Below are 14146 nucleotides of genomic sequence, written 5' to 3'. Positions count from 1 at the left end.
ACGATCGCCCGCGCCATGGGATCGGCGGACAGTGCCTGGCGCCAGGCGCTCGCCGCGACCACCATCGCCGACCTCGTCCGTGACACCGGCGTCAAAGCCGGCCCCTACGTCCTGGCCGGCATCCGCGACTGGCTCGCCGCCGACAAGGCCACCTGACCGCCCCCTTTGTCCCCACGCGGATGCGGTTCGAGGCCCGGGCGATCCACACACCGCGGCGAGAGGTCCCGTACCCCGGGATTCGATAGGAGGGCGGCCCTCGGCGATCATGGTGGTGGGAGCGCCGGGCTCGGGTTCGCCTGACGTAGCCAAGGAGATCGGCGGGAACGTCCGGCTTGCGCCGTCCCCTGTGGTGGAGAACGGTCAGCAGGACGCGTTCGCTGCTGCGCCGCGCCGCTGATGTCCTGAGCGTTCGGCCCGGGACGCCTACCGAACTGCGAGCCGTTCGGTGCGCAGGTGCAGTTGAGAGTCATCAGCCCGCGTAGAGGGTGGCGATGTCCAGGTCGTCGGGGGTGAGTTCGTAGACAGCACGCCTACGGTCGGCGTACGGCGCGTTCCACACCCGTCGACCAGGGCACGGTCGACGGGTGTGGCGTCGATCGCCTTCTCATGGGCGAATTCGACGGCGGCGTGCGTGCGCTCGACGTTCCTTCAAGCCCCTTCGGCCGAGACGGCGCGTGGTGATTCTCGGCCTCAGGGGAACCGTGCCGCGTGTGAACAGTCTCTACGGCAGGCCCCAGGCCGGACCCGGCTCGCTGACGGCGACCGGCGCGATGACGAGGTCGGGACGAGAGCCGGAGTGGACGAGCACCTCGTGGCCCCGGGGCAGGTCGATGGCGAGGGTGCCGTCGCCCAGGTCCTGGGTGCGGGCCGGGGTGCCGTCGTCCAGCAGCACGGTGAGGGGCCCGGTGAGGCCGTGCCGGAGCTTGAGCGGCTCGCCCGCCAGGCTCCTGATCCGGATGAACCGGGTCGTCCCCGCCTTTCGGACCGCGCTGACCAGAAAGGCGCCCTGGGTGCGGAAGTTGTGCAGGGTGACGTCCGCCCAGGAGGACGGGACGGCCGGGAAGACGCGGATCACGCCGCCCCAGCTCTGGCAGAACATGTCGTGCAGGGACTGCGAGGCGGACAGCGGCGTCTCGATGACCGGACCGGCCTCGGTGTAGTGCGTGTTGGCACGACAGGGGAAGCGGGTGGTGGGGTCGAAGAATTTCCGCAGGTACGTGATCGCGGTGTCGCCGTCGCCTGTCATGGCGTATATCGAGGCGGCCCCGGTGTAGCTGTAACCCCGGTGGGCGCTTGCCAACGCCTGCCAGTGTGCGACCGACTTGGCGATCAGGTCGCGGCTGCCGGGCTGGTCCCAGTTGACGAGGTACAGCGGGTACACCATGAGCAGGTGCGAGTAGTGGCGGTGGGACTGCGCGTACGGGGTGGAGGCGCCGATCATGAATCCGTTGTCGTCGACCGGGTACGGCGTGAGTCTGGCCAGCACCTCCTGCCAGCGCGGTGTCAACTCGTCGTCGATGCCGAGGAGTTCGGCGGACTCGAGGAGTGTCTGGCAGCCCCAGCGGATCAGGGCCAAGTCGTAGTTGGTGTCCTGCGGCGGCACGACGGGGTACTCGGGCGAGAGCGTGCTCGGCAGGTGGAGCTTGCCGTCGCTGCCCGGGGTGAGGAAGTGCAGGTAGTAGTTGATCGCCCGGCGCAGCACCGGGTAGATCGTGTCGCGCAGCAGGGACTTGTCCATGGAGTGCCGGTAGGACAGCCACACGTTGTGCAGCGCCCAGGTGAGGTTGCCGACCTCGGTGCCGCTGCCCGGCCTGCCCACCTCCCGGTTGGCGAACATGTCGGAGCTGCGGCCGACGCCGGAGCTGTCCGCACGGTAGGCGGCGGGTACGTTCGTGATGAGCTGTTCCTGGTTCTGACGCAGCGTGGTGGCGAGCGAGTCGAGTTCCGGGTGGTTGGAGCCGTGGATGAGCCAGTACTCCAGTTGGACGTTGAGGTTCCACCACACGGCGGGCCATGGAGTGGGCTCCAGCCACGGGCCGGAGGTGGCCATGACGGGGCCACCCGCGCGGCTGGCGGAGGCGACCTTGTAGAGCTGGATCCAGTGGAAGCTCTGCAGCCGCTGGTCAGGCAACGAGACGAAGCTCTTGCGGTAGAACGCGTGCCACCATCGGGTGTGCCGTCGCCTGAGAGCGCTGTACGACGCCGCGTTCCGGAGGTTGCGGAGCGAGGCGGCCTCTGCGGCGGTGCCGGAGGGCGAGCTGTGTCCGACGCTGAGCAGCAGGGAGTCGCCGGTGCGGTGATAGGCCGTGGCGGTCTGGCCGCCACCGGTGAGGGGCTGCAGCACCTGCTCGGTGCCGTCGGCGGCGGTCCGGGTGGTCCAGGGCGGGTTGGCGGTGTAGCCGGCGGGCGGGGCCTCGCTGATGCGCCGAGGGCTGACGGCCTCTTCGGGATGGAACGTCCAGGTGACTTGTTCGCCGCCGCCGGCCGTCACGCGGGCGGCTAAGACCTCGTCGTGGATGAGGGCGGAGAGGGTGAGCGTGCCCGCGGTGGTGGTGACGGTGCCGGTGAGCTCGGCGTTCCACAGACTCAGCCGCCAGTCGACTGACGTGATCGTGCCGACCGGTTCGAGCGTGAGGTGCCCGACCGGCAGGCGGCAGGTTCCCCAGCCGCTGCCGAACTCGGGCCGGTGGTCCTGGACGCTGGCGTGCTGGACGGTGAAGCGGATCTGGTTGGCGCCCGGCTCCTGGTAGACCATGCTGCCGAGCAGCCCGTCGCCGAGGAACGGGCCCTCATGCCACAGGGTGGGCAGCCTGGTCCACAGCAGGTCCTGGCCGCGCAGGAACTTCTCCCAGGCGATGTCGGTGGTCATGGTGTCGCGGAGTCTCCAGGGGCGTCTGCCGCCCCCGGCCGCCGGATCGGCGCCGCCGGACCGTCCCGGCTGTGCGGGCTGTTCGGCGTGGGCCGCCCCGGGCAGGGCCGCCACTGCCGCTCCGCCCATCGCGGTGCCGAGTACGGCTCTGCGGGGCAGCGGTGAGTGCTTCCCCGGCTGCGAGGTCATCATCGTCCTCCAGACCTGACGGATCACTGATACATCGGGTGTATCAGCGAACCTAAGGATGCTCCGCGTGCATGTCAATGACCTTGACAGCCAGGCAATCAGGCCACATATAGGCCACGGATGGGGAACAGATGGGGCAGGTGCAGTCTTCATGCGCACATCAGCAATCCTGGTCGAAGTCCTTGACTCATCCGATGTATTGAGGTTGCCTGCGTTCGCGTTCCTCACTACGCGTCCCTCATCGCGCATTCCCCGTTCGGCCCGTGGCCGACTCCCGACCGGAAGGACGGCGCCGCATGCGCAAGGTCATGATCCGGTACGTGTTCACGGCTCCCCTGGCAGCACTGGCACCGGTTCTCCTGATCGTTTCCGGCGAGCGCGGCCGCGTCCTGCCGCCACGGACCGACTCGGGCCCGTCGACGTACCACCGCTCCGCTCTGCAGACGTCGTTCCTCGCCCCGGACGCCGGCCACACGGCGGACCAGGACGGCGCCGCGTACACCGCGACCACCGGCTCCTGGTACTACCTGACCGGCGTCGACGTGCTCGGCGCGCGGGCCGCGGGCCGTGTCGTCGCGCTGGGCGACTCGATCACCGACGGATCCGGGTCGACAGCGAGCGCGAACCACCGCCGGCCCGACCGGCTCTCCGCCCGGCTGCGCGAACTGCCCCCCGCGCGAGCGCCTCAGCGTGCTGAACGCCGACATCGCGGGCAACCGCGCGCTGCTGGACGGCACCGGCCCCAGCGCCCTGTCCCGGCTGGACACCGACGCGCTCTCCCACAGCGGCGCGCGCGCCTTGATCGCCATGGAGGGCATCAACGACATCAAGGGCAGCCCCGACCAGACCGATCCCGCCGCCACGACGCCGGGCTCCAGGCGATGGCCGACGCGATCGACCTCCACTCATTCATCGGAAAGGACATGCGATGAACAGGAGATCCGTCTTACGGGCGGGGGCCGGCCTGCTGGCCGGCGGCGCCTCGCTCGCCCTGCCGCCAGCCTCACTCGCCGACGCCGCGACGGCCGCCGACCCGACCGACGGCTGGACGCAGACCTCGTTCACGTACAGCTGGCAGAAGCCCTGGAACCTCGACCTCAGCGACCGGCACAGCTACAGCGGCGGCGTCCACCGTATGTGGGTGTACGCCACCGACGAGCCGTTCGAGGAGGGCAGCTCCACCGACCCGCGCACCGAGATGCGCTGGAAGGCTGACTACAAGACCGGTGACCACATGTGGGACGCCGACGTCTACCTCCCGTCCGGCACCGACGGCGCCTCCTTCGTCCAGATCCTGCGAAGCATCCACCCCTCGGGCACCCCCGCCACCGACATCATGCTCAACGCCTACAACACCAATGGCGGCACCGTGCGGCGCTACGACGGCACGGTGCTCAAGACGGGCGCGTACAACACCTGGTTCAACGTGAAGATCGCCCACGAGGCGGGCACCGGGACCGGCACCATCAGGGTCTACTTCGACGACTCCCTCGTCCTGACCGTCGACGACCGGGGACCCGCCACCCGCTACTTCAAGAACGGCGTGTACAACCACGGTTCCGGCCGCGCCGAGGCCCGCTTCCGCAACATCCGCTACTGGACACGGTGACCGGACCATGCGCAGACGACAGGCTCTCGCCGTGCTCGGCGGCACCCTCGTGGCGGGCACGGCCGGCGCGACCGGGCGGGCGTACGCCGCCGACGAGGTGTACTTCCAGAATCGCGGCAGCGTCGAGGGCTGGGACTACGCCTACACGCAGAAGGACGGCGTGATCGCGACCGTCGACGCCCCGGTGTACAAGGGCGCCCACTCCCTGGAGGCCACCCAGACGTACATCGGCGAAACGGGTGGCTACCACTCGGAGGTCATCCAGCGCGGCGCGCAGAGCGTCGGCGAGGACAAGTACTACGGCCAGGCGATCCGCCTCGCCCCCGACTGGGAGTTCCACGACCAGAACGTCACCTTCCAGCAGTGGTCCCCCGAGGACCCGGAGGGCCCGTGGTTGCTGATGTTCGTCATCGGCGACGAGATCCGCTTTGGTGGCTCCGGCGGTATCAAGGGCACGGTCGGCGCCATCACGGCCCTGCGCGATACGTGGGTGCGCGTCGTCGCCCGCCTCAAGCTGGCCGGCGACGGCGCGGGCGCCTTCGAGGTCTGGCTCAATGGCACGAAGACCGTCAGCATGACCGGCATCACGGTCCTTCCGTCGACCTCGCGGACCATTCGCTGGTCGAACGGGATCTACTGCACGGCCTGGCGGGACGGCACACCCAGCGGCCCCGACGTGCTGACGATCCACCACGACAACCACCGGATCGCCTCGTCCTACACGCTCGCCGAACCGGCCAACTGGTCCTGAGCACGCCGCGTCTTGGCCGGAGTTGTGATGGTCGTCTTGAGGTGCTGGGTGGGGTGGTCGTTTCGGCTTCCCCGTTGTCACGTCTCTGCCACCCCGGCGAGGTCGAGCAGCTTGTGTCTGACGACGGGTGGCAGGGCGGGACCCGCTGCGGCAGCGAGCCCGCAGCCAGGGGCGTGAGCCGCCGCAGGATGTGGTCGGGGGCGCCCGTGGGTCCCGTACTACGACTGGGCGGGCCGCTGGAAGGGCTCGCAGCACTACCAGATGTACGCCGCGGACATCGACGCGGTCGCCCCGCAGTCGGTGAACGTGTCACCGCAGCAGGCGATGAAGCCGCCGAAGCCGCAGAGCTGGGGCTCGCAGCTGGCCACTCTGATCCGCCGCTACACGTCGGTGATCGGGTCCGACCGGGGTTTCCTCCTCCTGATGGTGCTCCTGCCCGCCGTCCTCGGCGTCGTGAGCGTGCTGATCCCGGCCAAGTCCGGCCTCGCCTTCGGCCCTCCCCCACCCGTGCCGCTCTCAACACCCCGCGCTCGCAGCCGACTTGGGCGTCATGAGTGGCAGCCTGCCCCGCGCCGCAACAAGGTCCGCGGTAGTTCTCGAAGGCGGAGAAGACGTCGGCCCAGGTGTCGTAGCCGAAGAAGTTCAGCGCCTCCTCCGGCGGACCGAAGTAGGCGACGGAACCGCCGATGGGAATCCGGGTCGCCGCTCGTGGCTCCGGCGCCGGGTCCATGGTCAACCACAGCCTGTTCGTGGCCACGGCCAATCCGATCGAGCACCGGCTGCTGTTCGAACGTTTTCTGAGCGAGCGGCGGACCTCGCTTCCGGACATCGACCTGGATGTGGAGTCGGCCCGACGCCTGGATGTCTACGACAAGATCATCGAAAGGTTCGGGCGCGATCGGGTCGCGGTCACCGGCATGCCCGAGACCTACCGGGCCCGCCACGCCCTGCGCGACACCGGCCTCGCCCTCGGGCTGGCCCCGCAGGTCGTGGACGAGATCGCCAAGTCGTTCCCGCACATCCGCGGAGCCCTGGCCGAGCTGCCGGAACTGCGCGGACTTGCCGCTCGGGCAGGCGAGTTCGGGCCGCTGTGGGAGCTGGCCGAGGGCCTGGACGCGCTGCCCCGCGGCTACGCCATGCACCCCTGCGGCGTCATCCTGTCCGACGCGAGTCTGCTGGAGCGGCTGCCGGTACTGCCCACGCCGGGCGGCTACCCGATGGTGCAGGCCGATCAGGAGGACGTCGAAGACCTCGGACTGCTCAAGCTCGACGTCCTGGGCGTGCGGATGCAGTCGGCCATGGCGCACGCCGTCACCGAGATCCGCCGCACCACCGGCCGCCAGATCGACCTCGACAACCCCGACCACGTCGACCTCAACGACCGGCTCGCCTTCGAACTCATCCAGGCCTCGGACACCGTGGGCCTGTTCCAGCTCGAGTCCCCCGGCCAGCAGGACCTGGTGGGACGGCTGCAACCGCGGCACATGCAGGACGTCATCGCAGACATCAGCCTCTTCCGGCCCGGCCCGGTCTCCGGCGGCATGCCCGCCCTCTATATCGCCGCCCGGCACGGGGCCGCACCCCACTATCCGCACCCAGACCTGGAGCCGATCCTCAACGACACCTACGGCGTCGTCATCTGGCACGAGCAGATCATCGCGATCCTGTCGAAGATGACCAGCTGCGACCGCGCGGCGGGCGACGTCGCCCGCCGCGCCCTGGCCGACCCCGACCGCCTGCCGAAAGTCGAGCAGTGGTTCCGGCGTACGGCCGGCGAGCGCGGATACAGCCCTGCCGTGCTGAACGAGGTGTGGGAGATCGTCTCCAGCTTCGGCGCGTACGGCTTCTGCCGCGCGCATGCGGTCGCCTTCGCCGTCCCCGCCCTCCAGTCCGCCTTCCTGAAAGCGCATCACCCCGCCGCCCTGTATGCCGGGCTGCTGGAGCACGACCCGGGCATGTGGCCGCGCCGGGTCATCGTCGCCGACGCCCGCCGCCACGGCGTCGCGGTCCTGAACGTCGACGTCAACCACTCCCAGGCGCGGCACAGCGTCGAACAGGCCCCACAGGGCTGGGGCGTGCGACTGGCCCTGTCCACGATCAAGGGCATCAGCGAGCACGAAGTCGCCCGCCTGGCGGCCGGTCAGCCCTACACCTCGCTCCAGGACCTGTGGCAGCGGGCGAGACCCTCCCTGCCCCTCGCGCAGCGGTTGATCCGGATCGGCGCCGTCGACGCCCTCGCCGCAGATCTGACCCGGCGGGATCTGCTGCTTCAGGCCACCGAGCTGCACCGGCAGGTCCGCGCCCGCGCCGCCACCGACGGGCAGCTCCCCCTGGGCGGCGAGCTGGTCACCGCCGGCCCCAGCGGGCTGCCCGAGATGACCAGCCGCGACAAGCTGGGTGCCGAGCTGGACGTCCTGTCCATCGATGTCTCCCATCACCTGATGGAGCACCATCACCGGCTGCTGCGTGAGCTGGATGCCACCGACGCCGCCCACCTGCGCAACCTGCATCCCGGGCAGAAGGTGCTGGTGGCCGGGGTGCGGGCATCCACGCAGACCCCGCCGATCCCGTCGGGCAAGCGGGTCATCTTCGTCACCCTCGAAGACGGCTCCAAACTGGTCGACATCGCCTTCTTCGAAGACAGCCACGACGCCTGCGCGCACACCGTGTTCCACTCCGGGATGCTCCTGGTGCGCGGCACCGTCGAAGCCCGCGGCCCGCGCCGCACTGTCGTCGGCGAGATGGTGTGGGACCTGGAAGAAGTCGCCGCCGCCCGCCGCGACCACGGCCCCCAGGCCGCCCTGGATCTGCTCGGCCGCACCACGCCCGCCCCCACCCCAGCCCAACCCGCAGCACCGCAGCGGACGCTCGCCGACGGCACCGCCGGGGCCCGCCTGCACCCGTACGCCGACCTCCAGCCCGCCGGCAGCCGCTCCGCCGATCTCCGTCGTCTCGGGCACCGCAGCCCGGGAAGCGCAGGGTGATCACCATGGGCGAAAAGAGCATCCTCCAGATCCGGTTCGACCTCCCGCCGGGCCACGATTCCGAACTCCTGGAGAGGCTGCGCCGCCTCCTGGAGGACTTCACGCCACGCGTGCAGATGCTTCAGCCGGACAGCGCCGTCGCGGACCTCACTGGCAGCTTGCGGTTCTGGGACCGGGACGCCCGCGGCATCACCGAACTCATCCAGCTGCGCGCGCTCGCCCTGTACGGGGTGCGCAGCGGGGCGGGGGCCGCCCCCAACCGAATCCGACGGGTTCGCGGATTCCTGCACCTCTCCGACGGGGAACTTGAGGCCATCGGCCACTGAACGACGGCCTGGGCGTTGGGTTGCGCGTGCGCGATTGGGCCGCGGAGGGAATACGGCCTGGGAGGGCTAGAGTGCTGTCAGTGCCCGTTGATAACGTGCTTCGTCCAGTCGTGGAGTTCATGAAGGGACAGGGTACGTGCGGGATGTGACATGCCATCAGGTCGGCGAGCAGCGGTTGGCCGAGGCGCTCGACGACATCGACGGGCGGGCCTACACGCGGTGGCACTCGCTGCGGTACGGCAGCATCTCGCCGACGCTGATCCGGGCCATGGCGGACGAACTGCTCGACCATGTCGCCGCGCGAACGGTGACGGAGCCGGGGCTCGACGCTGCGGCCGGCACGGTCGCCGTCACTGCCGCGGAGTGTGTGCACGGAGTGCTGAGCATCATGTGCTTCCCGAACGGGGACCAGGAACTCCGGTTCCCCCTCGTCGGGGAGCGGATCAGCACGGACCCGGACGACGACGAGTTCGGGGACGGGCCCATCACCTTCCGGGACGTCGTCAGGGAGGCGCCCACCGCGCGGACCTGGCTCGACATGTTCGAGATGTGTGTCGTCAGCGGGCATGTGTGGGACTGGGAGCGGGTCACCGGGCTGCTGCTGCGCGGCGACTACGCGCCCGCCATCCGTGACGGCGTGCCCTACAACCGATACACCTCCGTCTCCGACCCCGCCGACCTCGCCGCCATGGACGCCCTGTGCCCCTATCTCACCGAGGCGGCCGGGCATCTGCCCCGCGACTGGCCGACCGTTCCGCTGCGCAAGCCGGACGCCGGGGAGCGCGCGGAGGCCGCCCGGCGGCTCGACGAGGTCGGCGACGCGCTGAGCGCGGACCAGCGGCTGCTCCGCGTACTCCTCGACGACGACCAGCACGCCTTCGAGGACGCCCTCGTCGCCCGGCTGGTCGCATACCGGGAGAGCGTCGAGGCCGATGCCGGTGATCCCGCGCCCCGATCCCTCCTCCCCCTCGGCACCCTCGCCCTGGCCTGCCTCGCCGTCCAGGTCCATGGGTGGGAACTCGGTGTCCGGTCCGGGTATCTGCCGTACGGTCTGCTGGGATCGCCGGACGCGCCGCGCCGGGCGGCGGAGGGGAACCGGAACAACTTGGGCTACTGGGCCACCAAGTAGGCCACCCGGGGGGTGCCCCTATCTCCTTCGTCAAGCTCGGAGAGGATGGGCGCCATGGTGGACGTGGGTCAGGGGCTGGACTAGGGCGCGTGTGGTGTTGTGATCATGGTTGGGTTTTGAGGTGGCGGATCCACAGGAGTCCGGCGCATAACTCGAGACCGGCCAGGTAGCTTTCAGGGTCTTTGTCGTAGCGGACGGCCAGGCCGCGCCAGTCCTTGATCTTGTTGATGGTGCGCTCGATGCTGTTGCGGAGTTTGTAGAGCTCTTTGTCCCAGGTGACGGGCCGGCCGCCGCGGGAGCCGCGGCCCTTGCGATGGCCGGCTTGGTCCTTCTTCTCGGGGATGACGGCTTTGATGCCGCGTTTGCGCAGGTGGGAGCGGTTCTTGCGGGAGGAGTAGGCCTTGTCTGCGGCGATCGCGTCCGGGCGGGTGCGGGGCCGGCCGACCGGGCCGGGGACGCGGATCTTGTTCAGGACGGAGATGAACTGCGGGCTGTCTCCGACCTGCCCCGCGGTGATCTTCATCGACAGCGGCAGGCACTGCGGAACGCGGGACAGATGCAGCTTCGTGGTGAGCCCACCACGGGAACGGCCCAGGTCAGCAGCAGCGAGTCGGGCCTTTCGCCGGCGCCTTACGCGTCGGCGTTCTTCCCGTTCCACATCTGGCTGCCCGTCTTGTTCCCCTTCGGCGCCCCTTTTTCCGCGGCGGCTTTCTCCATCGCCTCCAGGGTCTCCGGCTCCACGATCATCCCCGCCGCGTCGTGATGGGCCCTCGCGGTGGTCGAATCCACGCTGACCAGCGACAAGTCCACCAGACCCCGCTTCGCCGCCTCGGCGATCGCTCCCTGGAAGACCGCGGTGAACACCCCGGCGTCCCGCCACTGCCGAAACCGGCCGTAAACGGTCGACCAGCGCCCGAACCGCTCGGGCAACTCCCGCCATTTCGCCCCGTTCCGGAACCGCCAGACCACACCCTCGAAGTGCAGACGCAGGTTCTCCGGGTACGGCCCATACTCGCCGATCGGCAGGAACGGGGAGATGAACTCCCACTCGTCATCGGACAGTTGAGGTCGAGACACCCCACCGTTCTACCTCAGGACCCCCAACCCTCCCAGGCCGGGGGTTCCCGAGATCACAACTCCGCACACGCCCTAGATGGGTCGCACGGCGGTGCACTACTGCGCCGTGCAAGGAGATGTTGCTGGCCTGAAGGCCCGCGTGAGCCCTTCCACGAGCGTCCGGTCGATGCGGTAGAGCCGCGCTCGCTCGTCCCGCTGGAGCAGCCGGCCCGTGCTGGCCGGGCCGACGCGGCGCTGCACCGCCTGGACGCTGGTCAGGGTCCCGCCGATCTTTGTCGGCGGGATCGGGGCCGCCGGATGGTCGGCGAAGTACTGCTGCACTTCGTCGTAGGAGGCCGTGCCGCCCAGGTCGGCGATTCGCCGAAGTACCGCCCGGGCACCGGGCATCAGCGAGGCGATCATGCGGAACAGCACCTGGTCGCTCCAGCCGTCCCCGATGTCATCGCTGCTCAGGTCCTGCGGGTCGGGCCGGGGGTCCACGGCCGCGGCTTCCGGCCAGCCGGTAGGAACAACAGGACGTAGCCCGTAGGCCGCCTGGACCGCGGCTATCGCCTGCTCGTAGGTGTCCGTTTCGGTGTCGATCGTCAGCCGCACGCCGCCCCCTCGGTGATCGCTGCCGTCATCCTTCCCCACCGGCACCGGCACCGGCACCGGCACCGGCACCGGCACCGGGTCAGGCGTACCCGACGGCCGGTCTCTGTCCACAGGGAAAATCACTTTTCATACCGGCATGAGCGACGACACCGCGCCGCCGTCGGCCCGGCGGTTATCTCGGGTGCCGAGAGCGCGACAGGCGTGTTACCTGACTTCGGCGTTTCCGCAGTTCAGAGTGTCTGGTGCTGCCCCTAGTTCAGAGAAGGCATGTGAGACAAGTATCCCTCGGCGACCCGTGCCTGACAGATATCTACGGGTTGTTCAGGCATATATGGCACGTTCGTGACGTGGGTACCGACCTCTGACTTCGGTTCGGCCGAAACGAGGTCGTAAATCGGATGCCATCGTCAAGCGGTAGACAGGAGCACGGTGGCACCACTTCCGGGGACCTCCCTGTCGCTGTCGGCTCAACGCCCAGCTACCGAGCTGCCGCATCCTGGCGGTGGGACCCGACCGGCGACGCCGCCTGTCACGGCCGGGCCTGAACCAGCCCCGCCCGCAGAGCGTCCTTACTGGCACCCGACACACATCCCGGGAGCCGCCGCACCATGAGCACACCCTTACCGCCCTCCTGGTCACACTGTGGGCACGGTGCGGACCCGGCCACCGACCCGATCGGCTGCCGCGGTATCCATGTCTCCGGCCACACCGTATGCCTGGCCCACCTCACCGACATCGACCGCACCGCCTACCTGACCGGCCTGACCCCCGGCGCCGGCATAGACCACCGCGGCACTCCCTTCACTCAAGATCTGCTGGTGGCCCTTCTCTACGCTCTACAGGACCCCTCCTCCGGCGAACCTCACCTCGGCCGCGCCCGGTTCGACGAGGCGCAATTCTTCGGAGCTGCCGTGTTTGATGGGGCTCAGTTCGCTGGCGACGCCACTTTCGAATGGGTCCGGTTCCCCGGGCCCGCCGCATTCAACGGGGCGCAGTTCTCCGGTGGCGCCCAGTTCGTCGGGACGGAGTTCTCCGGCGACGCCGGGTTCGAAGGAGCTCGGTTCACCGGCGACACCGAGTTCGGAGGGGCGCGGTTTTCCGGCGAAGCCCAGTTCAGGGGGGCGCACTTCTCCGGTGGCGCCGATTTCGACAGGGCGCGGTTTTCCGGCGAAGCCCAGTTCGTCGGGACGGAGTTCTCCGGCGACGCCGATTTCGCGTATGCGCAGTTCTCCGGAGTCGCCAATTTCCAGTGGGCGCAGTTCTCCAGCATCGTCGAGTTTCTCTGTACGCAGTTCTCCAACACTGCCTGGTTCAGCAGGGCACAGTTCTCCAACGCTGCCTGGTTCGAAGGGGCACAGTTCTCCAGCACCGCATCGTTTTTCGAGGCGTTGTTTGAGAATGCGCCGATGCTGGGGCCGTTGGTGTGTGCGGGACAGGTGGTGTTGTCCGGGGCGGCGTTCGTGCTGCCGGCGACGTTGGAGATAGCCGCAGAGGAGGTGGTGTGTGAGCGGACGCGGTGGGAGTCGACGGCGACCGTGCGGGTGCGGTACGCGGCCGTGGACCTCAGTCACGCGGTTCTGACCGCCCCCGCCGCGGTCATCGCCCATAGCACCCCCTTCACCCTCCGCAGATACGTTGGCGCTGTGAGCGAGGACCTGCTGGTCGTTTCCGGCGCGCGGCCGCGCGTCTCGGACCGGGTGCGGGTCGTCTCGGTGCAGGGCGTGGATGCCGCGCATTTGGTGCTGTCAGACGTCGACCTGGCAGACTGCCTGTTCTCCGGGGCCTTCCACCTCGACCAGATCCGTCTGGAAGGCCGCACCACCTTCGCCGACGTCCCCACCCGCTGGCGCCGCCGCGGCATTCGGCCAATTCGCTGGACCCGTCGACGTGTGCTTGCTGAGGAACATCACTGGCGCGCGCACACCGCCGGCCAGCCCGCCCTTTCCGCGGGCGAAGACCCCGAGCCCCATCTGTGGCGTCCCGGACCGCACCACATTGACCCCGCCCGCACCCCCGACCCAGAAGACGTCGCCGCGCTGTACCGGCAGCTACGCAAGGCCTTCGAGGACGGCAAGAACGAACCCGGCGCCGCCGACTTCTACTACGGCGAGTGCGAGATGCGCCGCCACGATGGAACTGGCACTACTCAGGGCGAACGCCGCCTGCTGTGGGGCTACTGGCTGCTGTCCGGCTACGGCCTGCGCGCCTCCCGTGCCTTCACATGGCTGCTCGCCGCCATGTCCTTGACCGTGCTGCTCCTGATGGGCCTCGGCCTGCCCACCCACGACCCCGACCCCGCCACCACCGGTACCCTTCACGGCAGCAAGATCAGCCTCAACACCAGCACCCCAGGCCCCGCCCTGCGCGGCGGATGGCCGCAGCGCATGACCTGGGTTCGTGCAGAGAGGGCCGCCCGCATCGCCGTCAACTCGGTGGTCTTCCGCTCCAGCGGGCAGAACCTCACCACCGCCGGCACCTACATCGAGATGACCTCTCGCCTCCTCGAACCCACCCTCCTCGCCTTAGCCTCGCCGTTTCGGTTGGGGTGATGAGGCGTCGCCGAGGGGTATCTGCCGGGTGGCCGAGGTGATTTCGGTGCTCGGGCATGGCGGAGTCCC

Annotated in this window: 8 protein-coding genes and 3 pseudogenes; 8 read left to right on the top strand and 3 right to left on the bottom strand. The window is 69.3% G+C overall.

Translation table 11 applies throughout. The features are described 5' to 3' along the window. Nucleotides 1-721: 721 nt before the first annotated feature. A complete protein-coding gene (locus tag AB0D57_RS45295; protein ID WP_362088248.1) occupies nt 722-3058 on the bottom strand; it encodes a Tat pathway signal sequence domain protein in 2337 nt (778 codons plus the stop codon). Between the two features lie 296 nt (nt 3059-3354). Here AB0D57_RS45295 and AB0D57_RS45290 point away from each other — a divergent pair, with 296 nt between their 5' ends. The 7 genes and pseudogenes from AB0D57_RS45290 (at nt 3355) to AB0D57_RS45260 (ending at nt 9857) form a co-directional block, all read left to right on the top strand. After that, a complete protein-coding gene (locus AB0D57_RS45290) occupies nt 3355-3990 on the top strand; it encodes a hypothetical protein (protein WP_362088246.1) in 636 nt (211 codons plus the stop codon). Then, nucleotides 3987-4667, top strand: coding sequence for a polysaccharide lyase family 7 protein (locus AB0D57_RS45285; protein WP_362088244.1), 681 nt, complete (start codon nt 3987-3989; stop codon nt 4665-4667). The genes AB0D57_RS45290 and AB0D57_RS45285 overlap by 4 nt, the downstream gene beginning before the upstream one ends. A 7-nt stretch (nt 4668-4674) precedes the next feature. Continuing rightward, a complete protein-coding gene (locus AB0D57_RS45280; RefSeq protein WP_362088242.1) occupies nt 4675-5418 on the top strand; it encodes a polysaccharide lyase in 744 nt (247 codons plus the stop codon). Nucleotides 5419-5637: 219 nt separating this feature from the next. Continuing rightward, nucleotides 5638-5904: pseudogene (locus tag AB0D57_RS45275) on the top strand (ABC transporter ATP-binding protein); the annotation flags it as partial. A gap of 200 nt (nt 5905-6104) precedes the next feature. Continuing rightward, nucleotides 6105-8402 (top strand): annotated as a pseudogene (locus tag AB0D57_RS45270) (DNA polymerase III subunit alpha); the annotation flags it as partial. A gap of 5 nt (nt 8403-8407) precedes the next feature. After that, nucleotides 8408-8728, top strand: a complete 321-nt coding sequence (locus tag AB0D57_RS45265; RefSeq protein WP_362088240.1) for a hypothetical protein — start codon at nt 8408-8410, stop codon at nt 8726-8728. Nucleotides 8729-8864: 136 nt separating this feature from the next. Then, the gene (locus tag AB0D57_RS45260; RefSeq protein ID WP_362088238.1) at nt 8865-9857 is read left to right on the top strand and encodes an immunity 49 family protein; all 993 of its coding nucleotides are present in this window, start codon (nt 8865-8867) and stop codon (nt 9855-9857) included. A gap of 103 nt (nt 9858-9960) precedes the next feature. Here the strand turns inward: AB0D57_RS45260 and AB0D57_RS45255 are convergent. Next, nucleotides 9961-10934, bottom strand: a pseudogene (locus tag AB0D57_RS45255) (IS5 family transposase). Between the two features lie 96 nt (nt 10935-11030). Next, a complete protein-coding gene (locus AB0D57_RS45250; protein ID WP_362088236.1) occupies nt 11031-11528 on the bottom strand; it encodes a hypothetical protein in 498 nt (165 codons plus the stop codon). Between the two features lie 608 nt (nt 11529-12136). Between AB0D57_RS45250 and AB0D57_RS45245 the strand changes: the two genes are divergently transcribed. After that, nucleotides 12137-14077 carry a pentapeptide repeat-containing protein gene (locus AB0D57_RS45245; RefSeq protein WP_362088234.1) on the top strand — a complete coding sequence of 647 codons (1941 nt, stop codon included), beginning with the start codon at nt 12137-12139 and terminating at the stop codon, nt 14075-14077. The last annotated feature ends 69 nt before the right edge of the window (nt 14078-14146 follow it).

The sequence above is a fragment of the Streptomyces sp. NPDC048275 genome, from assembly GCF_040652275.1.
Lineage (GTDB): Bacteria > Actinomycetota > Actinomycetes > Streptomycetales > Streptomycetaceae > Streptomyces.
Note: the sequence above shows the minus strand (reverse complement) of the source record. Positions and strands in the feature narration are given on the sequence as shown.

What these genes read in the sequence shown, in the direction of transcription:
- AB0D57_RS45285 (WP_362088244.1), top strand. Translation starts at nt 3,987, where the DNA reads ATGAACAGGAGATCCGTCTTACGGGCGGGGGCCGGCCTGCTGGCCGGC.
- AB0D57_RS45265 (WP_362088240.1), top strand. Translation starts at nt 8,408, where the DNA reads ATGGGCGAAAAGAGCATCCTCCAGATCCGGTTCGACCTCCCGCCGGGC.
- AB0D57_RS45245 (WP_362088234.1), top strand. Translation starts at nt 12,137, where the DNA reads ATGAGCACACCCTTACCGCCCTCCTGGTCACACTGTGGGCACGGTGCG.
- AB0D57_RS45295 (WP_362088248.1), bottom strand. Translation starts at nt 3,058, where the DNA reads ATGACCTCGCAGCCGGGGAAGCACTCACCGCTGCCCCGCAGAGCCGTA.
- AB0D57_RS45290 (WP_362088246.1), top strand. Translation starts at nt 3,355, where the DNA reads ATGCGCAAGGTCATGATCCGGTACGTGTTCACGGCTCCCCTGGCAGCA.
- AB0D57_RS45280 (WP_362088242.1), top strand. Translation starts at nt 4,675, where the DNA reads ATGCGCAGACGACAGGCTCTCGCCGTGCTCGGCGGCACCCTCGTGGCG.